The sequence below is a fragment of the Bradyrhizobium sp. 170 genome (genome assembly GCF_023101085.1).
GTDB lineage: Bacteria > Pseudomonadota > Alphaproteobacteria > Rhizobiales > Xanthobacteraceae > Bradyrhizobium.
In genome coordinates this window covers 8059628-8082560 of the sequence record NZ_CP064703.1, presented here as the reverse complement: position 1 = coordinate 8082560, position 22933 = coordinate 8059628, and the positions used below count along the sequence as shown (strand labels likewise).

Below are 22933 nucleotides of genomic sequence, written 5' to 3'. Positions count from 1 at the left end.
TCGCATCGCGCTTTAGGGACAAGTCCCCGGCGTCGGCGTGTGCTTGAGCGCGCGGCCGGCGGCGACGGCGGTCAGTTTGCCGTCCTGAACGGCCGGCGCGCCGTTGACCAGCAGGGTTTGCACGCCGACGGTCAATTCGCGGGGGCGCACATAGTCGGCCTTGGGGGCGTAGCCGGCAGGGTCGAACACCACGACGTCAGCGAAATAGCCGGTCCGCAGGTAACCGCGTCGATCGAGCTTGAAGATGTCGGCCGACAGGCCGGTCGATTGGCGGATGAAAGTCCTGAGGTCGATGACTTGCCGCTCTTGCACATAGACCGCGTATTTGCGCGGAAAGGTGGCGTATTGGCGGGGATGGCCATCGGTGCCGTCCGAACCGGTGACGATCCATGGCTGCTTCATGACGAGGTCGACGTCGCTGTCGATCATGTTGAACGAGGCGATCGAATCTCTGACATTGGCTCGGAGAATTCGGATGGCGGCGTCGATCGGTTCGATCTTCCATGCGTCCGCCATCTCCGAAAGCCGCTTGCCGGTCCAGGGCCGCTCGACGCTGGTCAGCAGGATCGATTCCGCGCCGCCACGGCGGCGCAAATTCTCGATCATCTCACCGCGAATCTTGGCCATCGTTGCCGGGTCGTCGAAGCGCCGGATCATCGCCGCATAGCCGCCATCGACCGCCCAGCGCGGCACCAGGGCTGCGTCGAGGCTGGTGCTCGACGCCAGCCACGGATACTGGTCGGCGGTCACCCTCTGACCGGTCGCTCGCGCCTCGACGATCAGGCGGATCACTTCCGGGGTCTGGCCTTGCAGATCGATGCCAAGCGCCTTGAGGTGCGCGAAATGCACGGGGATTTCGGCTTCGCGGCCGATTTGCAGCACCTCCTTGACCGAGTTCATGAGGCCGATGGAATAAGAGCTTTCGTCGCGCTGGTGGGTGTCGTAGACGCCGCCGCGCCGGGCGGCCTCCCTGGCCAGTGCCACCACCTCGTCCGTTTTGGCGAAACTCTGCGGCGCGTAGAACAGACCGGCGGAAAGGCCGATGGCGCCCTCGCACATTCCCTTGGCGACGAGCGCCTTCATGCGCTCCAGTTCGGAAGGCGTTGGCGCGCGGGCGTCCTGGCCCAGTACCGCCTCGCGGACGGCGCCAAAACCGACATAGCTGACAATGTTGGTGCCGATCTTCTGCGCTTCGAACTGTGCGTGATCGGCTGCGACATCGGGTATCCCCCTGCCATCGACGCCAATGAATGTGGTTGAAACACCCTGCATCAGCCACGGCGCGTTCAGGCGTTTGGCCGCATCGGGCGAGCGGATAAAGCTCTCCGGATGGGTGTGAACGTCGATGAATCCGGGCGCGACAATCATGCCCTTTGCGTCGATGCTCGCTTTTGCGGTCGGTGCGCCGGCATGGGGGCCGACATAGACGATCTTGTCTGCGGTGACCGCAATATCGCCCACGAATGGCGCCTCGTCGCCACCGGTGTAGATGGTCCCGCCGCTGATGACGAGGTCGGCCGCATCCGCCGCGGATGCTCCGTGATTGAGCATGAGTCCAAGTGACATGGCGGCTAGCAGGACCGATTTGCGGTTCATTCTGGAATCTCCGGCGCGAGGGCGGGCGCTTGTCAGCGTAGCTCTCGTGATCTGCATCATCCAATGCAAAATTAGCATTGGACGCGGCGCCGGCGCGGCCTATTGGAAAAAAGAGCGCGAGCGCCCGAGGGAACCGCAGCGGAATTAGTCGTCAGTGTTGCGTGTGCTGTGTGTACCATTTTGGTGAAGCGACAATAAGATTCAAGGTGATAGTCGCAACTAAAATTGTGGTCGCGTCTCATGAGGATAGAGATCAAAAAAGGGATCGGGGGTCATCTGCAAGCTTACTAGTGGAGCGTCGCCGGCTTGAAGCCAGCCGGTGTACGTCTGCAGAACAGCAATCAAGCGAGTACGTTGGTTCACTGGGTAGTTATGCAACTGCGTCTTGCAGGTAACACCTGCTCGCACGCGCCGCCAGCGATCCTGAAAGACTTCCATCAGTATGAACTCAACAATATCCAGCGGATGAGCAAAGAAAGAAATTAGTCGAGGGAGTTCTTTGACCTCACCTATGAACTGAGTATGCAATGTTGGATGTCCAATTTTATTGGGGTGAATGTCAAAATGGCATTCGGTGCAATTGGGATTGTCCTCCGCCCACATCAATTTGATGCATGTACCCCCGGACGAAACAATTAGTCGGTTATCATCGTCTTCCGATAGCACGCCTACGAGATTGAAAGAGATTTCGGCAACAAGAGGTTTCGCTGACGTGCCGTGGCTACGATAACTGGTGCTAGGACGCGTTTTAACCGGTTGATCGGTCCCGCCGTGGTTCGTGTTCCATTGTACCTTTCCATCTCCCTGTCTTGCATTCGTCACGGCCGTTGCCAATTGCGCTTGCAACTCAGTTAAACGATTGGTGTTCGCAAGAAATTTCGAACTGGCCTTGGCAAAAGCAGTTAAGTCGCTCTGCATGAGCCGAACGTCAAAGGCAATTGGCAACGGTCACTCCTCATCTAGATCGTTTGGATTAGCCATTGCCCTTAAGACCGGATCGACTTGAACCTCGGTTCTCATCATCCAAGGCTCCAGCGATTCAGCCGGCCATCCCGGTGGATGCACTTGAATTGCCTCGTCGATAGTTCCGATTTGCGCGGCTAGAAGGTCTTCGTTGCAGATCACAACGTGGGAGGAGGACGGCTTCGATTCTCCGACTTCGAAATTTGGAACAAGCGAGGCTAGTGCGGCCTTTCTTGTTCCAGCAATTGTAGCTGCTGAACTCGTTTAGTGGGCCCTTATACTCTGCTTGATCTACTTCCTTTAGCCAGTCGGTCGACCGCTCCAGGTCAGCGAGGTTTTGAAAGTCTTCTAAAGAAAGCCCTAGGGCAGGATGAGATTAGGTTGGGCCGTGACGACGGACCATCTCGTGCCCCGGACGCAAGCGGCCTGAGGGCTGCGCGCCCAGGCTCATTCTACTTTGCATGGGGTTGTTTTCGCGATTTTGTATCTGGGCCTGCGGTGTACCGCCGAAGAGTATCTGCGCCGCGTCCGGGACGCGGGCGTGGCCGCGCAGGGCAGCCATGACCTCCCTCCATTGCGCGCGTTGTTGAAGTTTGGTCATCTGCCTCCATCCCGCAGGCCAACGGACCGGCGGGCAGGAGGAGACATGAAGAACAAAATCACCGGCCGCTCCGCATTCCTTGCACTGCTGAAAGACGAGGGCGTCACGCATCTGTTCGGCAATCCCGGCACCACCGAGCTGCCGATCATGCATGCGCTGAAGGACCATCCCGACCTCACCTATGTGATGGCGATGCAGGAAAGCCTCGTCGTCGCCATGGCCGACGGTTTCAGCCGCGCCTCGGGCAAGCTCGTCGCCTGCAACGTCCATGTCGCGCCAGGCCTCGGCAACGCGATGGGTTCGCTCTACAACGCAAGCTTCACCGGCACGCCCCTGATCCTGACGGCGGGCCAGCAGGAGCAGGGCCATGGCCTGACCGAGCCGGTGCTTTACGGTCCGCTGGTGCAGATGGCGCAGCCGCTGGTGAAATGGGCGGTCGAAGTGACGCGGCTGGAAGACCTGCCGCGCATCGTGCGCCGCGCCGCCAAGATCGCGACCACGCCGCCGACCGGGCCGGTCTTCATCTCGCTGCCGGGCGACATCCTCAATGCCGAGGCCGGCATCGAACTCGGCCGCTCGACCCGGATCGATACCCGCGTCAAACCGGCGGACGAATCGCTGCAGGCGCTGACTGCACGCATCCTCAAGGCCGAGCGGCCCGTGATCATCGTCGGCGACGAGATCGTCAAGAGCGATGCCTTGCAGGAGGCGGCGCAACTTGCGGAAACGCTGGGCTGTCCGGCGTATCAGTCTTCAACGCCCTACGGCGCGCATTTCCTGTCCGAAAGCCCGTGCTTCATGGGCGCGCTGGCACGCATCCAGAAGCTTGCCCGCGAGACGCTGGCGCCTTACGACCTCATCATCGCGCTCGGCGGCGATCCGCTGCGGATGTCGGTCTACAGCGAGACGGACCCGCTGCCGGATGGGCTGTCGATCGTTCAGATCGGCCTGGTCGATCACGACCTCGCCAGGAATTACGGCGTCGACATCGCGCTCAAGGCCGATGTGAGGGAGACGCTGCGCGCGCTGGTGCCGGCGTTGAAGGCCGCGGGCGGCGGTGCGCTCGAAGTGCGGGCGAGACGGGGGCTGGATGCGCTGGCGTCGAAGAACTGGACGGCCCGGCGCAGGCCGCTGGTCGAACAGATATCGAAAGCGGGCAAAACCTCGCCGATTGATCCGGACTGGCTGGCATTGCAGGTGGTCGAGGCGATGCCTGATAATGCGATCCTGGTCGACGAGGGACTGACCTCATCGCGGCAGATCATCGCGCTACGCCCGCATCGCGACCGCTACGGCTATCACGCGCTCGCTTCGGGCGGCATCGGCTGGGGATTGCCGGCGTCCGTCGGCGTCAGCCTCGCCAACCCGGATCGGCCGGTCGTGTGCTACTCCGGCGACGGCAGCTCGATGTACTCGATCCAGTCGCTGTGGACGGCGGCGAACCACAAGCTGCCGCTGACATTCGTGATCGTCAACAATGGCGGCTATCGCATCATCAAGCAGCGGCTGCTCGCCTTCCACGACGACGATCATTATGTCGGTATGGATTTCATTGATCCGCCGGTGGACTTTACGGGAGTGGCGAAGTCGCTGGGGCTTGAGGCGACACGGGTCACTGATCCTGCCCAGTTGAAGTCCGTATTGTCATCCGCCTTCAGCCGCCCCGGCGCGAAGCTGATCGAGGTGGTCGTGAGCAATTCGGTGAATTGATCGTCATTGCGAAATCGTAGGGTGGGCAAAGCGAAGCGTGCCCACCATTCAGATTAGCGATGTGGATAGGTGGTGGGCACGGCGCGAAGTGCGCCTTTGCCCACCCTACAAGTTACTCCGCCGCCGCAGCGCGTGGCTTCACGCGATACCTTGTCGCCGGATGCTGCTCCGTTAACCGCGCGCGCCCGGCACCGAACAGTTTTTCGCGCAGCGTTCCTTCCGCATACGCGCTCTTGTAGCGCCCGCGCTTCGTCAACTCCGGCACCAGCATGTCTGCGATATCCTCGAAATCGCCGGGCGAGGTAGCAAACGCAACGTTGAGGCCGTCGACATCGGTCTGCTCGAACCAGGCCTCGATATCGTCGGCGACCTTCTCCGGCGTGCCGACCACGACCGGCCCGGCGCCGCCGATGCCGACGTGCTCGACGACCTCGCGCACGGTCCACACCCTATCAGGATCGGCGCGGGTGACGTTGTCGAGCGCGGTGCGCCCGGCATCGTTCTGGACGTGGCGCACCTGCTGGTCGAGGTTGTAGCCCGAGAAATCGATACCCATCCAGCCCGACATCAAGGCCAGCGCGCCCTCGGGCGCGATGTGGCGGCGATAGTCGGCGTACTTTGCTTTCGCCTCGGCCTCGGTGCGGCCGAGAATGATCGTCATCATGGAGAACATCAGGATTTCGGCCGGATTGCGCCCGATCTCCTTCGCCAGCGCGCGGATCGCCGCCACGCGTGGGCCGATGATCCTGGCCGACGGGCCCGACATGAACACGCATTCGGCATGCTCTGCGGCGAACTGCCGTCCGCGCGGCGAGGTGCCGGCCTGATACAGCACCGGCGTTCGTTGCGGCGATGGCTCGCTGAGATGAATGGCGTTGAGCCGGTAGTTGCTTCCCTCGTGCTCTATGCGATGCACCTTGGAAGGGTCGGCGAAAATGCCGCGCGCGCGGTCGCGCAGAACGGCGTCGTCCTCCCAGCTTCCTTCCCAGAGCTTGTAGACCAGCTCCATATATTCATCCGCGATCTCGTAGCGGTCGTCATGCGCGGTCTGTTTGTCCTTGCCGGCGCCGCGCGCGGCCGAGTCGAGATAGCCGGTCACCACGTTCCAGCCTATCCGGCCTTCGGTCAGGTGATCGAGCGTCGACATCCGTCGGGCAAACGGGTAGGGCGGCTCGAACGAGAGATTGCTGGTGACGCCAAAACCGAGATTTTGCGTCACCGCCGCCATCGCCGGGATCAGCATCAGGGGCTCGTTCGCCGGCGTCTGCGCGGCATTGCGCAGCGCGGCGTCGGGGCTATCGCCGAACACGTCGTAGACGCCGAGCACATCGGCGAGAAACAGCCCGTCGAACCGGCCGCGCTCCAGCGTCTTCGCCAGGTCGAGCCAGTAGGGCAGGCGGTTGTAGCCCAGCGTGCGGTCGCGCGGATGGGTCCAGAGCCCCGGCGATTGATGCGCCACGCAGTTCATGGCGAAGGCATTGAGCCGGATTTGTTTTGTCATGACGCGAACCTCGGTGCGTGCAGGGTTCCCTGCGCATTCGCCCGGTTAAACGCCGGGCTGTTGCCCGAAATTGTTGCATCCTCGCTGTTTTTAGCAAGGCCTCATTCGGTAGCCGTACCACTTCCAGCGGGCGGCTTATCCCGATAGGTTGCGCTCCACACGTTTGCGAACAAGGGAAAGAAATATGGCTGATAGAGCCGACGCGATTGCGCGGGTACGTGAGCATCTGAATTCCGGCGCGTTTCTCGCCGAGCTCGGCCGCAGGGTCGGCTATCGGACCGAAAGCCAGAACCCCGGCAGCGGCGAGGCGTTGCGCGCCTATCTCGTCGATGACCTCCAGCCCGCCTTCGCCGCGCTCGATTTCTCCACCCGCCTGATCGAATCGCCGAGCGGCAAGGGTCCGTATCTGCTGGCCGATTATCGCGAGGATGCCTCGTTGCCGACCGTGCTCACCTATGGCCATGGCGATGTCGTCGACGGCATGGAAGGCGAATGGCGCGACAATCTCGATCCCTGGAAAGCCACGACCAAAGGCGAGCGCGTCTATGGCCGCGGCACCGCCGACAACAAGGGGCAGCACAGCATCAATCTCGCGGCATTGCGCGCCGTGCGCGAGACCCGCGGCGGCAAGCTCGGCTTCAACGTCAAATTCATCATCGAGACCGGCGAGGAGATCGGTTCGCCCGATCTGCGGCAGGTGTGCGAAGCCCATCGCGAGGAGCTGAAGGCCGATCTGTTCCTGGCTTCCGACGGACCACGGCTTTCAGCCGACCGGCCGACCATCTTCCTCGGCTGCCGCGGCGGCAACCGCATCCATCTCGATGTCAACCTGCGCGAGGGCGGAAACCATTCGGGCAATTGGGGCGGCGTCCTCGCCAATCCCGCGACGATCCTTTGCAACGCCATCGCGAGCCTCGTCGACGGCAAGGGGCGGATGAAGCTCGAGGCGCTCAAGCCGCCGCGGATCTCGAACGCGGTGCGCGCGGCGCTCGCGGATGTGAAGATCGAGCCGACCGCCGACGAGCCGGCGCTGGCGCCCGAATGGGGCGAGGAGGGATTGTCGCCGGCCGAGCGGCTGTTTGCCTGGAATACGCTGGAAGTCCTGGCGATGTCGTCAGGCAATATCGAGAAGCCGGCCAACGCGATTCCCGGCCGCGCCAATGCCGTGCTGCAGCTTCGCTTCGTCGTCGGCACCAGATATGAAGAGGTCGTCGACGCCGTGCGCACGCATTTGCATGCCAACGGCTTTTCGATGGTGGAGGTCAGCGGCGCGCAGCGCTTCGCGGCTTCGCGTACCGATGTCGACAGTCCCTGGGTGAACTGGACGGCGAACTCGATCCTGCAGACCACCGGCAAGGCGCCGGCGATCCTGCCGAATTTCGGCGGTTCGCTGCCGAACGACGTGTTCGCCGAAGGGTTGGGGTTACCGACGATCTGGGTGCCGCATTCCTATCCCGGCTGCTCGCAGCACGCGCCGGACGAACACATTCTTCTGCCGGTGACAGAAGAGGCGCTCGCCATCATGGCGGGGCTGTTCTGGGATCTCGGCGAGAAGAAGCGGGCGTTCTAGCTGCGGTCACACCCCTTCGTCCAGCGCGACCATCTCGCGCTTCTTGCGTAGCGCCGGCAGCAACGGGCCGATCAACAGCACGACTGCGAACGCCAGGCAGACGGCCGAGATCGGCCGTTCGATGAAGGTCATCAGGTCGCCCTGCGACAGGATCAGCGACTTGCGCAGGTTGTTCTCCAGCATCGGCCCCAGCACGAAGGCCAGCACCAGCGGCGCCGGCTCGTAGCCGAGCTTGCGCATGAAATAGCCGATAATGCCGAACGCGATCATCACATAGACATCGAACACGTTGTTGCTGGAGCAATAGACGCCGATGATGGTGAACAGGATGATCAGCGGGAACAGGATGTTGTAGGGCAGCTTGAGGAGCTGCACCCACATGCCGATCATCGGCAGGTTCAGCACCAGCAGCATCAGATTGCCGATATACATGCTGGCGACGATGCCCCAGAACAGGCCGGGGTTCTGCGTGATCATCAGCGGGCCGGGCTGCAGGCCGTGAATGACGAAAGCGCCGAGCAACAGCGCCATCACCACGTTTGGCGGAATGCCTAATGTCATCAGCGGAATGAAGGCGCCGCCGGCCGCGGCGTTGTTGGCGGCTTCGGGTCCCGCCACACCCTCGATCGCGCCATGGCCAAAGCGTTCCGGCGTTTTCGACAGCCGCTTCTCCAGCGCATAGGACGCGAACGACGAGATCACTGCGCCGCCACCGGGCAGGATGCCGAGGAAGAATCCAAGGATCGTTCCGCGCGACATCGGGCCGGCGCTGGCTTTCCAGTCCTCCCGGCTCGGCAACAGGTGCGTGATCTTCGTGTTGATGACGTCGCGCTTGATGACCTGCTCGGTGTTGAACAGGACTTCGGCGACGCCGAACAGGCCCATCACCACGGGGACGAGGCCGATGCCGTCGATCAGTTCCAGGCGGCCGAAGGTCAGGCGCGGTTGCGCGGTAATGCTGTCGAGCCCGATCACGCCGAGCACGATGCCGATGCAGGCCATCAGCAACGCCTTCGCCATTGAGCCCTGCGTCAGGAAGGTGAGGACCACAAGGCCGAGCACCATCAGGCTGAAATATTCGGCCGGACCGAAAGCGATCGCGACGCTGGCGAGCTTGGGCGCCACCAGCATCAGCGCGATCAGCGCGAAGGTGCCGGCGAAGAACGAGCCGAATGCGGAGATGCCGAGCGCAGGTCCCGCGCGGCCCTGCTTGGCCATCTGGTGGCCATCGATACAGGTGACGACGGAAGCAGCCTCGCCGGGAATGTTGACCAGGATCGAGGTGGTGGAGCCGCCATACATCGAGCCGTAATAGATGCCGGCCATCATGATGATGCCGGACTCCGGCGTTCCCGACAGCGTGATCGGCAGTAGCAGCGACATCGCCGAGATCGGGCCGATGCCCGGCAGCACCCCGACCAGCGTACCGATGAAGACGCCGATGAAGCAGTAGATCAGGTTGACGGGTTGAAGGGCGACGCCGAAGCCATGCGCGACATTGATGAGTGTGTCCATGGTGCGGGTCAGCCGATTTCGAAGATGCCCGAAGGCAGTTGAATCAGGAGCAGGCGTTTGAGGACCCACCACATGCCGAGCGGAACCAGCACGGCAACCGGAACGGCCAGCGGCCAGCGGACCGGGTCGACCACGCGCAACAGCAGCAACATCAGCGGAATTGAGGACAGCAGAAAGCCGAGCGGATTGAGGGCGAAGGAGAAAGCGATGAGGCAGACGATCACCAGCAGCGGCTTGGTCCAGCGCGTGTTCACCCAGCGCGAGCCAAAGGTCGGCCCGCCCTCGGTCAATGCGGCGATGATGATCGAGGCGGCGAACAGGCACATCAGGATGCCGGTATAGAACAGCACGAACCCGGAGCCGGGGTCGTTGATGGTGCCGAGCTTCAGCTTGAGCCCGGACCAGATCACGAACCCGCCGAGCGCAAGCCCGATCAGCCCGCCCCAAAGTTCGGAATTGTTGAGGCGGAATTTGACGTCGCTGTCGTTACTCATCGATTACTCTCTCAGCCATTCCCCGGACGCTGCGCTGCACCATTAGCGCGTTTACGCGCGTCTTGACGCGCTATGGTGATGCGCTGCAGAGCCGGGACCCATGTGTCTGCGGCTAGATGGGTCCCGGTTCTGCGAAGCAGCGCTTGCGCGGTGCGTCGCGTCCGGGACACGGCGATTCAGTTCGTCTTCTTCGCCAGCCCGAGCTTGTCGACCACCTTGCGCTCGGACTCGGTGACCTCGACGACGAACTTCTTGTAGTCCTCGGTGCTCTTGTAACTGGGCACCATGTCGAATTTGGCCAGCGTGGCGATCACAGCCGGATCGTCCAGCGCCTTCTTGAAGGCGTCGTGCAGCTTGGCGACGATCTTCGGGTCCATCCCCTTGGGGCCGGCGATGCCGAACGGGGAGTCATAGACCATGGGGTAGCCGAGCTCCTTCAGCGTCGGCACATCGGGATAGTTCGGCGAGCGCGCCGAGGTCCACACCATCAATAGCCGCAGCTTGCCGGCGTCGACCAGCGGCCGCCAGCCGGTCGAGTCCGCTTGCAGCATGGTATGCTGTCCCAGCACCGCGGCATTGGTTTCCGCGCCGCCCTTGAAAGGCACCTGCGTCAGCTTGATGCCGGCCATGCCGGCGATCTGCTCCATGCCGATATGCAGCGACGTGCCGGCGCCCGGGGTGGCATAGGTCACCTTGCCGGGATTCTGCTTGGCGTAATCGACAACGTCCTTCCAGGTCTTGAACGGCGACTCCGCGCTGGTGGTGACACCGAAGGTGTAGCCGGTGAGGTGGATGATATAGGTAAAGTCCTTGTCCGGATTCCAGGAGACTTCCTGCATCAAGGGCAGGCGGAACACGGTGATCGGGATCTGGGCGATGGTGTAGCCGTCGGGCCTGGCGCCTGCTGCCATGGTGGCAGGGCCGACGGTGCCACTGCCACCGGCCTTGTTGTCGATGGCGATCGGCTGTCCGAGCACCTTGGAAGCGCTCTCGGCGAGCGCCCGCATCGAGATATCGGTCGAGCCGCCCGCGGGCCACGGGACGATCAGCGTGATCGGCTTGGTGGGATATTCCTGCGCGCCGGCGGCTGCTGAAATCAGCATGCCAACGGCGGCGACGGCGAACGTCAAACGGCGAGCTCTGGACATATCGAACACTCCCCTGCGGCCTCATTGACGGGGAGGCGCGCTTATCTTCTTTTTCTGGGGTCGATCTTCCCCGAAATCGCCTGAGAAGAAAAGCATATTGACTGCGACGGGCGACGCCGCGGCCGGCTGGAAACGCGACGTGCGACAATTAGTCTGCCGCGGCCTCCCGAGGTACGGAATTTATGCCGCGCGGCGCAGGGTAAACGCGCTCACCTCGCTGGCCTCCGGCTTGCGATCGATCATATCGGCCGTCAGTCGCGCACTGCCGCAGGCCAGCGTCCAGCCGAGCATGCCGTGGCCTGAGTTGATGAAGAGGCCATCGAGTGGCGAGCAGCCGATGATCGGCCGACTGTCCGGCGTCGCGGGACGAAGCCCGCACCATGGCTTGACGTCGCCGGCGGCGTCGATGCCGAGCAGCTCCGCCGAAGCGCGGCGCAGGATGTCGACGCGTCTGGTGTCGATCGTCGTGTTGCTGCTTTCGAGATCGGCGATGCCGGCGATCCTGATCGCCGTGTGTCCATCGCGTGCGAGCGGGGCGAATACCAGCTTGCGTTCCATATCCGTCACGCTGTGCCTCATGACGCGCGCATCGGGCGGCGGTGTCAGGGTGATGCTGTAACCCTTGAGCGGATAGATCGGCAGATAGAATCCGCACGCTCTCGCAAATGCGCTCGATGCCGCGCCCATACACAGGACGAACTGCTCTGCTTGCACATGCCCCTTGTTGATCTCGACCGCGACAAGCCGCCCGCCGGAGCGAACCGGACCGATCACGTCCGTGCCGAGCAACCATTCGACATTGCGTTGCCGTCTCAGGCGGAACGTAAGCCCCGCACAGAACGCCGCGCAATCTCCGATCTGTTCGGAAGCCGTGAAGATGCCGCCTGCGAGTTTGGCGGCGTCAAGCCTGAGCGCAGGCTCCAGCGCCAGGCATTCGGCCGGCGTCAACACCTGCTGGCCGTCCTCGCCGGTCTCTCCGGTGATCGCGCGCCGCGCCGCGTCGAATTGCCTCCGGCTGCGGAACACCACAAGCTTGCCGGCGGTTCGCAGCCCGAACGAAAGCATCAAGCTGTGGGAAATCCGCGCCAGCTCGCTCCGGCTCAGGGCGGCGAGTGCGAGCTGCGCTGCAATGGTCTCGCGCACCGCTGTCGGCCGGCAGGCGAGCAGGAATCGCGTGCCCCAGGAAATCAGGGCAGGATCGAGGCCGGCGCGGATGCGCATCGGCGAATTCGGCGACAGCAGCAGCGATGGCAGCTTCAGCAAGGTTGCCGGAGACGCCAGCGGCGCCACGAACGCGTAAGAGAGCTGGCCGCCATTGGCGGCGCTGGCGTCCTTCGCGGTGGAAGCATGCCGGTCGACGATGATGACGTCGTGCCCGGCCTCGGCAAGGCACCATGCGGTCGTCAGTCCGATAACGCCGGCGCCCAGTACACAGATTTTCATCTCTAGGTCTCGTCTTGGGTGATCGTCCGATCGAAACGCGAGAACCGATCGGGCGAAGGGTTGTCGCGCACCAGGTTAAGGCCCCCGGACGCCGCCATTGATGCCAAGTCTGCATGATGCAAAATTTGCATAACCTGCCCGCGGCGTGGCAGGCTAATGAAGGCGGGACCTCATGGGTGAGCGCGAGCCGGCTTATATGACTGGGCAAGGAATCATCGGGATTGTCGCGCTGATAACGGCGGGGTGTGGCGATGCAAAGCTTGCATTGGCCAGCCTGCCGGCCGATCCGCTACGTTTCCCGGCATGGGGCTTCACATTGCGTATCGAGAACCAACGCTGGCTGGCGTCCGCGGCCTTGCGCTGCCCCGAGGCGGGCTTTGCGGCCGCGCGGCGGCCGCGGCCTGCATCAAAGCGGGGAGCATGATGGAGCTTCGCTGGCTTCAGGATTTTCTGATGGTGGCCGAGACCGGCAATTTTACCCGCGCCGCCGAGAAACGAAACACGTCTCAGGCGGCGTTCAGCCGACGGATCAAGTCGCTGGAGGCCTGGCTCGGCTTCGACTTGATCGACCGCAGTGTCTACCCGACGCAGCTCACGCCGCAAGGCGAGCGTTTCCGTGAACATGCCGGCGAGTTGCTGCGGCAGATGCTCGACAGCCGCGGCGAGCTTGGCGGCAAGCCGCTTCACCGCAACGAACATATCCGCATCGCCTTGCCGTTCGCGATGGCCACCGCACGGCTGCCGCATTGGTGGCAGGCCTGGTCACAGGAGCGGCGGTTGAGCTGTTCGGTGGTGGTGGGCAACATCCACGATCTCGTCACCTCGCTGGTGTCAGACAATGTGGACCTGATGATCTGCTACCATCACGCGCAGCAGCCGATCCATCTCGATCCGGATCTTTACGAACGTGTGACGCTCGGCACAGAATTCCTGCGGCCCTATGCCAGCGAAGCGCTGGTGGCGAAGGGAGGCGCGTCGCTGCCCGGGCGGGCGTCGCATCCGGCGCCGCTTCTGATGTATTCGCCCGGCGTCTATTTCGCCCGGCTGGTCGATCTCATCCTGGAGAATGCCCCCATTTCCGGCGTGCGGGTGATCGAAAGCGATATGTCCGATGTGCTCTGCGGGATGGCGCTCGGCGGCCGGGGCATCGCCTGGTTGACCGAGGGCACCGTGGCCGCTTATGGCCGAAAGCGGCTGACCCCGATCGGCGGCGACAAATGGGCGTTGCCTTTGTCTTTAGTCGCATTCAGGGGTCGAATGCATGATGGTCAACGGGCGCTAAATCTGTTTTGGTCCGAATTGTGCAGGTATAGTGCCGCGCACGCCGGGGGCGGTCTTGCGAAGACTGGTTCGAGACCGCCGACGAAACCATCTGACAAGTTACTTCGTAAGCTACCCGGCAAGTTGTCGAGTTCGGGCGGATGAGCAATCATCCGCAACCTTTTAAGGGAGAAGTTACGTGAAAAATCGTCAAATTTTCGGCTATCTGCTCGCCGGCGTCCTGTGCGCCGGGCCGGCAATGGCGCAGGAACTTACCGGGACGCTGAAGAACATCAAGGACACCGGCGCCATCACGCTCGGCTTCCGCGACTCGTCCATTCCGTTCTCTTATCTTGACGACAACCAGAAGCCGATCGGCTACGCCATGGACATCTGCTACAAGATCGTCGATGCCGTGAAGAAGGAGCTCAAGCTCGACAAGCTCGAGGTCAAGCTCAATCCGGTGACGTCGTCGACCCGCATCCCGCTGCTCGCCAACGGCACCATCGATCTCGAATGCGGCTCGACCACCAACAATGCCGAGCGCCAGAAGCAGATCGCCTATACCAACACCCACTTCCTGACTGCGAGCCGCTACGTCACCAAGAAGGCGGGCAAGATCAATTCGATCGACGACCTCAAGGGCAAGTCGGTGGTCTCCACCGCCGGCACCACCAACATCAAGCAGCTCACCGAGGCCAACGGCGCGCGCAGCCTCAACATCAACATCATCCCGGCCAAGGATCACGCCGAGGCGTTCCTGATGGTCGAGACCGACCGCGCGGTGGCCTTCGTGATGGACGACATCCTGCTGGCGAGCCTGATCGCCGGTTCGAAAGCGCCGGATGATTATGTGATCTCCAAGGATGCGTTCTCCAAGCCCGAGCCCTACGGCATCATGCTGCGCAAGGACGATCCGGCCTTCAAGAAGGTGGTCGATGCCGCGACTGCGGCGCTCTACACGGGCGGCGAGGGCCAGAAGATCTACGACAAGTGGTTCACGCAGAAGATCCCGCCCAAGAACCTGAATCTCAACGTTCCGATCAGCTCCGAACTCAAGAACGAGTTCGCCAAGCCGTCGGACTCGCCGGATCCGGATTCGTATAAGTAAGCGTTCCCGCGCCCATGCAATGGCCCGGCCATTGCATGGGCGTACTTTATGCGGCGACACGGTGGACGGTAGGGGCCCGTGAACTATAACTGGAACTGGCACATCTTCTTCGAGCCGAACCCGACTGGGGCCGGCAATTATCTCGACATGCTGGTGTCGGGCCTGGTGCTGACCATCGAGACGGCTCTTCTTGCCTGGGTCATTGCGCTGATCTTCGGCACGATCATCGGCATCTTGCGCTCGCTGCCGTCGAAGACGGCATCCTGGGTTGGCTTTGGCTACGTCGAATTCTTCCGCAACATGCCGCTATTGGTGCAGCTCTTTCTCTGGTTCTTCGTGCTGCCGGAACTGTTGCCGCGCGCCGCGGGGTTGTGGATGAAGCAGCTCCCCAACGCGCCGTTCTGGACGGCGGCGATCGGGGTGGGGCTGTTCATGTCGGCGCGCGTCGCCGTGCAGCTCGCCGCAGGTATCGCCTCGCTGCCGCGCGGGCAGAAGCAGGCGGCGACCGCGCTCGGGCTGACGACGGCGCAGGGCTATCGCTATGTGCTGCTGCCGATGGCGTTCCGCATCATCATGCCGCCGCTCACTTCCGAGTTTCTCAATACCGTGAAGAATACTTCCGTCGCGATCACCATCGGCCTGATCGAACTGACCGGCCAGGCGCGGGCGATGCAGGAATTCTCGTTCCAGGTGTTCGAGGCCTTCACCGCCGCGACCGTGATGTATCTCGCGATCAACATCATCGTCGTCACCGGCATGCGCTTCCTCGAACGCAGCCTGGCGATCCCCGGCTATATCACGGGGAAATAGGCCATGTTCGACAACCTCGATTTCGACGTTATCCGCCGCTCGCTGCCCTATCTGTTCCTCGACGGCATGAGCTTTACGCTGATGTTGACCGGGCTGTCGGCACTGGGCGGTCTGGTCTTCGGCACGATGATCGCGCTGATGCGGTTGTCGAGCTACAGACTGATGGGCCGCATCGCCGGGCTCTATGTCGACTTCATGCGCTCGCTGCCGCTCGTGCTGGTGATCTTCTGGTTCTATTTCCTGGTGCCCTATATCGGGCAATGGCTGACGGGCGCGTCGCGGCCGATACGCGTCGGCGCGTTCACCTCTTCGCTCGTCACCTTCATCATGTTCGAGGCGGCGTACTTCTCCGAGATCATGCGTGCCGGCATCCAGTCCATTTCCAAGGGGCAGCCCGCGGCCGCAAGCGCGCTCGGCCTGACCTACAGCCAGTCCATGCGCTACATTGTGCTGCCGCAGGCGTTCCGCAACATGCTGCCGGTGCTGTTGACCCAGACTATCGTGCTGTTCCAGGACACTTCGCTGGTCTACGTGCTGTCGATCCCGGATTTCCTCGGCGCCGCCAGCAAGGTGGCGCAGCGCGACGGACGGCTGGTCGAGATGTACCTGTTCGCGGCGGTGGTCTATTTCGTGATTTCCTGTGTCGCGTCCTATGGCGTCCGACGCCTGCAGGCACGCATTGCTATTGTTCGGTGAGAACCCATGATCGAAATCAGCCACGTCAATAAATGGTACGGGCCGACCTTCCAGGTGCTGAAGGACTGCACCACCAGCGTCGCCAAGGGCGAGGTCGTGGTGGTTTGCGGCCCGTCGGGCTCGGGAAAGTCGACGCTGATCAAATGCGTCAACGCGCTGGAGCCGTTCCAGGAAGGCCAGATTATTCTCGACGGCATCAAGGTCAACGATCCCAAGACCGATCTGCCGAAACTGCGCGCCCGCGTCGGCATGGTGTTCCAGCACTTCGAGCTGTTTCCGCACCTGCGCATCATCGAAAACCTGTGCCTGGCGCAGGAGAAGGTGCTGGGCCGCTCGCATGGCGAGGCCATGGCCAAGGGCGAAAAGCTGCTCGAGCGCGTGGGGTTGACGGTGCATGCGAACAAATACCCGGCCGAACTGTCCGGCGGCCAGCAGCAGCGCGTGGCGATTGCGCGCGCTCTCGCCATGGATCCGATCGCGATGCTGTTCGACGAGCCGACTTCCGCGCTCGATCCCGAAATGATCAGCGAGGTGCTCGACGTCATGGTCGATCTCGCCCACGAGGGCATGACCATGATGGTCGTCACCCACGAAATGGGCTTTGCCAGCAAGGTCGCCAATCGCGTGATCTTCATGGACAAGGGCGAGATCGTCGAGGATGCGCTGAAGACCGATTTCTTCGGTAGCCCCCGCAGCGAGCGCGCGCAGAAATTCTTGTCGAAGATTCTGTCGCATTGAGGTGACCGTCTATCACCGTCATTGCGAGCGAAGCGAAGCAATCCATAGCGCCACACTGAAAGTATGGATTGCTTCGTCGCTACGCTCCTCGCAATGACGGTGGCAAGGGTTCCGCGTCATTGCGCATAGCGTCCGCCACAACCACTTTGCTTTCCTACAGGAGACTCTACTTTGGAACAGATCGCTTACGTCAATGGTTCGTTCGTGCCACTTTCAGAGGCGAAGGTCTCGATCCTCGACCGCGGGTTCCTGTTTGCCGACGGCATCTATGAGGTCGCCGCCGTACTCGACGGCAAGCTGATCGACAATGCCTCGCATCTAGCGCGGCTGGAGCGCTCGGTCGGCGAGATCGAACTGGCCTTACCGGAAACCACGGCGCGCATCCAGGAGATCCAGCAGGAGCTGGTCAAGCGCAACAATCTAGCCAACGGCATGGTCTATCTGGAAGTGACACGCGGCGCCGATACCGGACGTGACTTCGCGTTCCCCAAGGGCGACGTCAAGCCGACGCTGATCATGTTTACGTCCACAAAGGACATCATCAACGCGCCCTCGGCCAGAACCGGCATCAAGGTGATCACGGTGCCCGATCTGCGCTGGGCGCGGCGCGACATCAAGAGCGTGGCGCTGCTGGCGCAGGTGCTGGCCAAGCAGGCTGCGGCTGTGGCCGGCGCCGGCGAGGCCTGGATGATCGAGGACGGCAAGGTGACCGAGGGCGGCTCGTCGTCGTGCTTTATCCTGACCCAGGACGACGTGATCGTGACGCGGCAGAACGGCAGCGCGATCCTGCCCGGCTGCACCCGCAAGGCCGTGGTTGCGCTCGCCGAAGAACGCCAGCTTCGCGTCGAGGAGCGGGCGTTTTCGGTCGAGGAAGCGCTGGCCGCCAAGGAAGCCTTCGTCACCAGCGCCAGCGTATTCGTGCAGGCGGTGGTGTCGATCGATGGCAAAACGGTCGCCGACGGCAAGCCCGGCCCGATGACCAACCGGCTGCGCGAGATCTATGTCGAGTTCGCCAAGGCGACGGCGGTGTAAGCCTGAGGGCGGCGTCATGCCCGCCTTGTGCGCAATTGCGCACAGGGGCGGGCGATCCAGTATTCCAGAGACGTCAGCATTTGAGCCGAGAAGCCGCGGCGTACTGGATGCCCCGCCTACGCGGGGCACGACAGCGGAGTGTGTGGTGCGCGCGGTTCGCCGCCGCACCAGCCCTTACTTCTTCTCGAACGTCGTCAGTGGCGCGCCGTCATCGGCAACGAAAATCGCGAGCAGGCTTGCGGGCTCCGTCGTGCTCGCATTCTCGCTGACGAGATGCTCGCTGCCGGGCGGCTCAAAGAAGCTTTCGCCCGCCTCGTAGACGCGCGCCGGGCCTGTCGCCGAATTTTCCGAACGGATGCTGCCCGACAGCACATAGGCGAACACGCTGCCGGCGTGATGATGGCTGGCCGACTTGCCGCCCGGCGCGTAGTTGACCACGACTGCGGTCAGACTCTTGCCGGGCACATTCGGAAGTTTCTCCGAACGAACCAGCGTTACCTTATCGCCTTCGGCGTAAGCCGCCGGTGCAGCGGCAATCGCCAGCGCAACCACGGCCATCGCTGCCACACGACCCATCGTTATTGTCATGTCAGCCTCCTCGCCTTTAAGCCACCGCTGCCTTGGCCTTGACCGGGTGTACCGCGCGAAAAGCGATCGCCAGCCGGTTCCAGGCATTGATAGCCCCGATCAGCATGGTCAGATTGACCGTCTCCGCTTCCGAGAAGTGGGCGCGCACGTCTTCGTAGAGATCGTCAGGGGCATGCGTTTCGGCAATCAGTGTCAGTGCGTCGGTCCAGGCCAGCGCCGCGCGTTCGCGGTCGGTGTAGAGCGGCGACTCGTGCCAGGCGCTCAACAGATACAGCCGCTGCTCGGTCTCGCCCTGCTTGCGGGCGTCCTGGGTGTGCATGTTGATGCAATAAGCGCAGCCGTTGATCTGCGAGGCGCGGGTCTTGACCAGCTCGATCAGCGATTTTTCCAGGCCGGAAGCCTGGATCTGGGCTTCGAGCGCGACGAGCGCTTTGATGGTGTCAGGCGCAGCCTGGTAGTAGTTCATCCGGGGCTTCATGCAATTCTCCTCTCTGGACGTTTTCAATTTGAGGCGAATGTCAGTGTATTCCGACCTGAATCATAGTCACGATATGGATCGATGTTGCCAGATACAATAAAGTGATCCGACGCAATGGGGGAGTTGGCGGATGTTATCGCGCAAGTTGGTGTCGACAGGCCGCTGTACGATGCCGTTGGTTGCGATGATCGCATCGGTCTTGCTGAGCGCCCCTCTGCCCGCAGCCCAGTTCGGCCCGCCGCCGAACGCGCCGTTGTCGGCGGAAAAGCTTGCCCGGATCGACGATTTTCTCAACGACCAGGTCGCACAAGGGGAGATTCCGGGCGCCGTGATCCTGATCCAGCGCCGCGGCAAACCGGTCTATTTCAAATGGTTCGGCAAGCGCAATGTCGATGCCGGCATCGACATGACGCCGGATGCGATCTTTCCGCTGCATTCGCTCACCAAGACCATTACGAGCTTTGCCGCGATGATGCTGGTCGACCGCGGCAAGATCAAACTCGACGATCCCGTAGCCAAATACATTCCGTCCTTCGCCGGCATGAAGGTCGGCGTCGAGCGCAAGGATGAGTCCGGCAAGGCTGTGCTCGATCTCGTGCCGTTGCGCCGGCCCGTCACAATCGAGGATTTGCTGCTGCATACATCGGGGATCACCTATGGCTTCTACGGTCCGCGAGGACCAGTGAAGGCGGCGTATGACGGCATTTATCTCGGCGATTTCGACAACGCCGAATTTGCCGAGCGGATCGCCAGGCTGCCGCTGGCGGAGCAGCCGCGCACGCTGTGGGATTACGGGCACTCCATCGACGTGCTCGGCCGCCTGATCGAGGTCGCGTCCGGGCAGTCGCTGTACCAGTTCGAAAAGACGGAACTGTTCGATCCCCTGGGGATGACGACGACTAAATTCTTTTTGACCGATCCGGCGGAACGGGGCCGCTATGCCCGGCCGCTGCGCAAGGACCAGCATGTTGAGCGAACTTCGCTCGAGGTCACGCGATGGGAATCCGGCGGCGGCGGGTTGGTCTCCACCGTCGCCGATCTCTCGCGCTACGGGCAAATGCTCCTGAACGGCGGCTCGCTCGACGGCAGGACCTATCTCAGCCCCGCCACGTTTGCGGCGATGACGACTGACCATATCGGCCCGGGCTCGGGCGTCGCAAGCAATTACTTTTATTATCCTGGCGACGGCTTCGGGTTCGGCTACGGCTTCGGCGTCCGCACCGATCCCGGCAATGCGATGCCGCCGCCGCCAGGCTCGCCCGGTGAAATCAAATGGGATGGCGCGACCGGCGCCTACCTCGTGGTCGACCGCGCGCAGGACATGTTCTTCGTCGTGCTGCAGAACGCGCCATCCGGACGCCTGCATGTGCAGGTGAACGTCAAGAAGCTGATTTACGACGCGTTCGAGAAATGACCGGGCGCAGGCTCGATGGGAAGTAACAAGATGCTGCGCAAGACCGATCGGAGCGACCGGACCCTCAAGGTGAGGGGGCGCATCGTCGCGCTCGATCGCGCCCGCACCTTCATCACGCTATTGGTGCTGATCCATCACTCCGCGGTCAACTACACCCATTTCGGCAACGGCGACAAAATGCGCTGGCTGGGGTTCGACCTCATCGTGCTGTTCAACGACAGCTTCTTCATGGCTTGCATGTTCCTGATCTCGGGCCTGTTCGTTCACGGCAGCCTGACCCCCAGGGGAGCGGCGGACTTCGTGCGCAACCGCGCGTGGCGGCTCGGCATTCCCTTTCTGGTTTCGATCTTCGTGCTGATGCCGATTGCGTATTATCCGACCTTCCTGCGCTATCATTTGCCTGGCACTACCGATTTTAGCTTCTTTCATTTCTGGTGGCGCACGCTCACTGTCGGCCCCTGGCCCTCGGGTCCGGCATGGTTCCTGTGGGTGCTGCTGGCGCTCAACATCGCAGCCGCGGTATTGCAGGCAGTGTCACCGCGCCTGCTGAAGACGTCCGGCTTGCTGATCTTTTCGCTGCGTGACCGGCCGTGGACGGCGTTTGCGGCGTTCCTCGCCGCCTCGGTCGTCATCTACGTGCCGATGCGGCTGATCGTTGGCGATATGAGCTGGCTGGAGCCCGACGGCTATCCGCTGCCGATCCAGACCAGCCGGATCTTGCTCTATGCCGGCTATTTCCTGACCGGTTTCGGCATCGGCGCGGTCAGCCTTCGCGCCGGAATCCTGAGCGAGGAAGGTGCGCTGGCCAGGCGCTGGCCGCTTTGGCTTGCCTTTGCGTCGTTGTTCTACGGCGCGATCCTGCTGCAGGTCTATGCCCATCACAACTGGATCGCGGACTTCGATTCGCCGCCGCTAGCCTGGCAAGCCGGTTATGGCCTTGCCTTCTCGCTGTTCAGTGCAGCGATGACGTTCACGGTGCTGACCGTGTCTCTGGCCTTCGCCTCATCGCGCATGAAGCTGCTCGATGCCATGCGGCCAAATGCGTATGGTATCTTTCTCGCGCACTATATCTTCATCATCTGGCTGCAATACGCCGTCTACGATTATTCCTGGCCGGCCTTCGTCAAGTTTGCCGTCGTTTTCGCCGGCACGCTGGCCCTGAGCTGGGCGGTCACGGCGCTGTTGCGGAAAATTCCGATTGTGTCGAGAATGATCTAGATCGATCTGAACTCCGTGGATTCCGGCCATGCAATTTCGTCGAAATGCGAAGAAGCTGTTCGCTCTGCTCGTTCTCGCAGCGTGCGTCGTGATATCGGGTTCTCCCGCAATCGCCGCCTATCCGGACCGCGTCATCAAGATCATCGTTCCCTTTGCGCCGGGCGGCGGAACGGACGCCATCGCGCGCGTATTGGCGCAGGAGATGGCAAAGGAGCTCGGCGCCAGCATTATCATCGAAAACAAGCCGGGCGCGGGCACCATTATCGGCGCGCAGGCGGTCGCTGTCGCCGAAGGCGATGGCTACACGCTCTTGATGGGAACATTTGCCCATGCCGTCAATCCCAGCCTGAACGCCAAACTGCCGTTCGATCCGAACAAGGATTTTGCGCCCGTAGCACTGGTCGCCCGTTCCCCCAACATCGTCGTCGTCAATCCGAAATCGTCGTTCCGCGCCATCGCCGATCTGATCGCAGCGGCGAAGGCCGAGCCCGACAAGATCTCCTACGGCACGTTCGGCACCGGCACCTCGGCGCACCTCGCCGGCGAAATGTTCAAGCATATGGCCAAGGTCAACATGACGATGGTCCCCTACAAGGGCTCGGCGCCTGCGATCATCGACCTGATCGGCGGACAGATCCAGGTGATGTTCACGACGGTGGCCAGCGCGGCTTCCCTGATCGAGGGCGGTCAGCTACGGGCGCTGGCGGTGACAACAGCGGAACGCTCGCCCGCCTTTCCGCAATTGCCGACGGTCGCCGAAACCGGCCTTCCGGGCTTTGAGGCCGAAACCTGGTACGGCCTGTTTGCGCCGGCGAAAACGCCGCCCGACATCATCGACCGTCTCAACCGATCGGCGGCGAAGGCCGTGCAGGCCGACGCCTTCAAGAAGCTCAGCGTCAACGAGGGGCTCGTCCTGATCGGGGCGCCGCCAGCGGAGTTTGGCCGCTACTACCGCAGCGAGGTGGAGCGTTGGCGCAAGGTGATCGAGGAGGCCGGCATCAAGATCGAGTAGACGGGCAGGGCGGCGCGAACCCGGTTCCCCTGATC

Annotated in this window: 22 protein-coding genes; 12 read left to right on the top strand and 10 right to left on the bottom strand. The window is 62.5% G+C overall.

All coding sequences use genetic code 11. The features are described from left to right. Positions 1-12: 12 nt before the first annotated feature. The 3 genes from IVB05_RS38075 to IVB05_RS38065 form a co-directional block, all read right to left on the bottom strand. Positions 13-1596, bottom strand: a complete 1584-nt coding sequence (locus IVB05_RS38075; protein WP_247781234.1) for an amidohydrolase family protein — start codon at positions 1594-1596, stop codon at positions 13-15. Between the two features lie 219 nt (positions 1597-1815). Beyond that, positions 1816-2541 carry a hypothetical protein gene (locus IVB05_RS38070; RefSeq protein WP_247781233.1) on the bottom strand — a complete coding sequence of 242 codons (726 nt, stop codon included), beginning with the start codon at positions 2539-2541 and terminating at the stop codon, positions 1816-1818. A gap of 394 nt (positions 2542-2935) precedes the next feature. Beyond that, positions 2936-3160 (bottom strand): hypothetical protein, encoded by a 225-nt coding sequence (locus IVB05_RS38065; protein WP_247781232.1) that lies wholly within the window; start codon positions 3158-3160, stop codon positions 2936-2938. Positions 3161-3205: 45 nt separating this feature from the next. On the opposite strand from IVB05_RS38065, the gene IVB05_RS38060 reads away from it, so the two are divergent. Then, positions 3206-4870: a thiamine pyrophosphate-binding protein gene (locus IVB05_RS38060; protein WP_247781231.1), complete on the top strand. Its 1665-nt coding sequence runs from the start codon at positions 3206-3208 to the stop codon at positions 4868-4870. 112 nt (positions 4871-4982) lie between these two features. Here IVB05_RS38060 and IVB05_RS38055 read toward each other — a convergent pair whose 3' ends face one another. Next, positions 4983-6371, bottom strand: coding sequence for an LLM class flavin-dependent oxidoreductase (locus tag IVB05_RS38055; RefSeq protein ID WP_247781230.1), 1389 nt, complete (start codon positions 6369-6371; stop codon positions 4983-4985). 184 nt (positions 6372-6555) lie between these two features. On the opposite strand from IVB05_RS38055, the gene IVB05_RS38050 reads away from it, so the two are divergent. Continuing rightward, positions 6556-7941 (top strand): M20 family metallopeptidase, encoded by a 1386-nt coding sequence (locus IVB05_RS38050; protein WP_247781229.1) that lies wholly within the window; start codon positions 6556-6558, stop codon positions 7939-7941. Positions 7942-7947: 6 nt separating this feature from the next. Here IVB05_RS38050 and IVB05_RS38045 read toward each other — a convergent pair whose 3' ends face one another. The 4 genes from IVB05_RS38045 to IVB05_RS38030 form a co-directional block, all read right to left on the bottom strand. Further along, a complete protein-coding gene (locus tag IVB05_RS38045; protein ID WP_247781228.1) occupies positions 7948-9456 on the bottom strand; it encodes a tripartite tricarboxylate transporter permease in 1509 nt (502 codons plus the stop codon). 8 nt (positions 9457-9464) lie between these two features. Continuing rightward, positions 9465-9950, bottom strand: coding sequence for a tripartite tricarboxylate transporter TctB family protein (locus IVB05_RS38040; RefSeq protein WP_247781227.1), 486 nt, complete (start codon positions 9948-9950; stop codon positions 9465-9467). A 176-nt stretch (positions 9951-10126) separates the two neighbouring features. Continuing rightward, the gene (locus IVB05_RS38035; RefSeq protein ID WP_247781226.1) at positions 10127-11098 is read right to left on the bottom strand and encodes a tripartite tricarboxylate transporter substrate binding protein; all 972 of its coding nucleotides are present in this window, start codon (positions 11096-11098) and stop codon (positions 10127-10129) included. Between the two features lie 180 nt (positions 11099-11278). Further along, positions 11279-12541: an FAD-dependent oxidoreductase gene (locus IVB05_RS38030; RefSeq protein WP_247781225.1), complete on the bottom strand. Its 1263-nt coding sequence runs from the start codon at positions 12539-12541 to the stop codon at positions 11279-11281. Between the two features lie 172 nt (positions 12542-12713). Between IVB05_RS38030 and IVB05_RS38025 the strand changes: the two genes are divergently transcribed. The 7 genes from IVB05_RS38025 (at position 12714) to IVB05_RS37995 (ending at position 18188) form a co-directional block, all read left to right on the top strand. After that, positions 12714-12965, top strand: coding sequence for a hypothetical protein (locus IVB05_RS38025; protein WP_247781224.1), 252 nt, complete (start codon positions 12714-12716; stop codon positions 12963-12965). Then, the gene (locus IVB05_RS38020) at positions 12965-13966 is read left to right on the top strand and encodes a LysR family transcriptional regulator (RefSeq protein WP_247781223.1); all 1002 of its coding nucleotides are present in this window, start codon (positions 12965-12967) and stop codon (positions 13964-13966) included. The genes IVB05_RS38025 and IVB05_RS38020 overlap by 1 nt, the downstream gene beginning before the upstream one ends. Positions 13967-14060: 94 nt before the next feature. Continuing rightward, positions 14061-14912: an amino acid ABC transporter substrate-binding protein gene (locus tag IVB05_RS38015; protein ID WP_247787290.1), complete on the top strand. Its 852-nt coding sequence runs from the start codon at positions 14061-14063 to the stop codon at positions 14910-14912. 78 nt (positions 14913-14990) lie between these two features. Beyond that, complete coding sequence (locus IVB05_RS38010; protein WP_247781222.1) at positions 14991-15722, top strand: amino acid ABC transporter permease; 732 nt, start codon at positions 14991-14993, stop codon at positions 15720-15722. A 3-nt stretch (positions 15723-15725) separates the two neighbouring features. Next, positions 15726-16418 carry an ABC transporter permease subunit gene (locus tag IVB05_RS38005; protein WP_247781221.1) on the top strand — a complete coding sequence of 231 codons (693 nt, stop codon included), beginning with the start codon at positions 15726-15728 and terminating at the stop codon, positions 16416-16418. 6 nt (positions 16419-16424) lie between these two features. After that, positions 16425-17156 carry an amino acid ABC transporter ATP-binding protein gene (locus IVB05_RS38000; protein ID WP_214487937.1) on the top strand — a complete coding sequence of 244 codons (732 nt, stop codon included), beginning with the start codon at positions 16425-16427 and terminating at the stop codon, positions 17154-17156. A gap of 171 nt (positions 17157-17327) precedes the next feature. Then, complete coding sequence (locus tag IVB05_RS37995; protein WP_247781220.1) at positions 17328-18188, top strand: D-amino-acid transaminase; 861 nt, start codon at positions 17328-17330, stop codon at positions 18186-18188. A 174-nt stretch (positions 18189-18362) separates the two neighbouring features. Here the strand turns inward: IVB05_RS37995 and IVB05_RS37990 are convergent, their stop codons facing one another. Next, positions 18363-18776 (bottom strand): cupin domain-containing protein, encoded by a 414-nt coding sequence (locus IVB05_RS37990; protein WP_247781219.1) that lies wholly within the window; start codon positions 18774-18776, stop codon positions 18363-18365. Positions 18777-18792: 16 nt separating this feature from the next. Continuing rightward, positions 18793-19254, bottom strand: a complete 462-nt coding sequence (locus tag IVB05_RS37985; RefSeq protein ID WP_247781218.1) for a carboxymuconolactone decarboxylase family protein — start codon at positions 19252-19254, stop codon at positions 18793-18795. Between the two features lie 130 nt (positions 19255-19384). Between IVB05_RS37985 and IVB05_RS37980 the strand changes: the two genes are divergently transcribed. From IVB05_RS37980 to IVB05_RS37970, 3 genes are read left to right on the top strand one after another with little or no spacing between them, the layout of a single operon-like run. Next, positions 19385-20668: a serine hydrolase domain-containing protein gene (locus tag IVB05_RS37980; RefSeq protein WP_247781217.1), complete on the top strand. Its 1284-nt coding sequence runs from the start codon at positions 19385-19387 to the stop codon at positions 20666-20668. Between the two features lie 15 nt (positions 20669-20683). Then, complete coding sequence (locus IVB05_RS37975) at positions 20684-21886, top strand: acyltransferase (protein WP_247781216.1); 1203 nt, start codon at positions 20684-20686, stop codon at positions 21884-21886. A gap of 28 nt (positions 21887-21914) precedes the next feature. After that, entirely contained in the window at positions 21915-22898 is a 984-nt protein-coding gene (locus IVB05_RS37970; RefSeq protein ID WP_247781215.1) for a tripartite tricarboxylate transporter substrate binding protein, read from the top strand. The last annotated feature ends 35 nt before the right edge of the window (positions 22899-22933 follow it).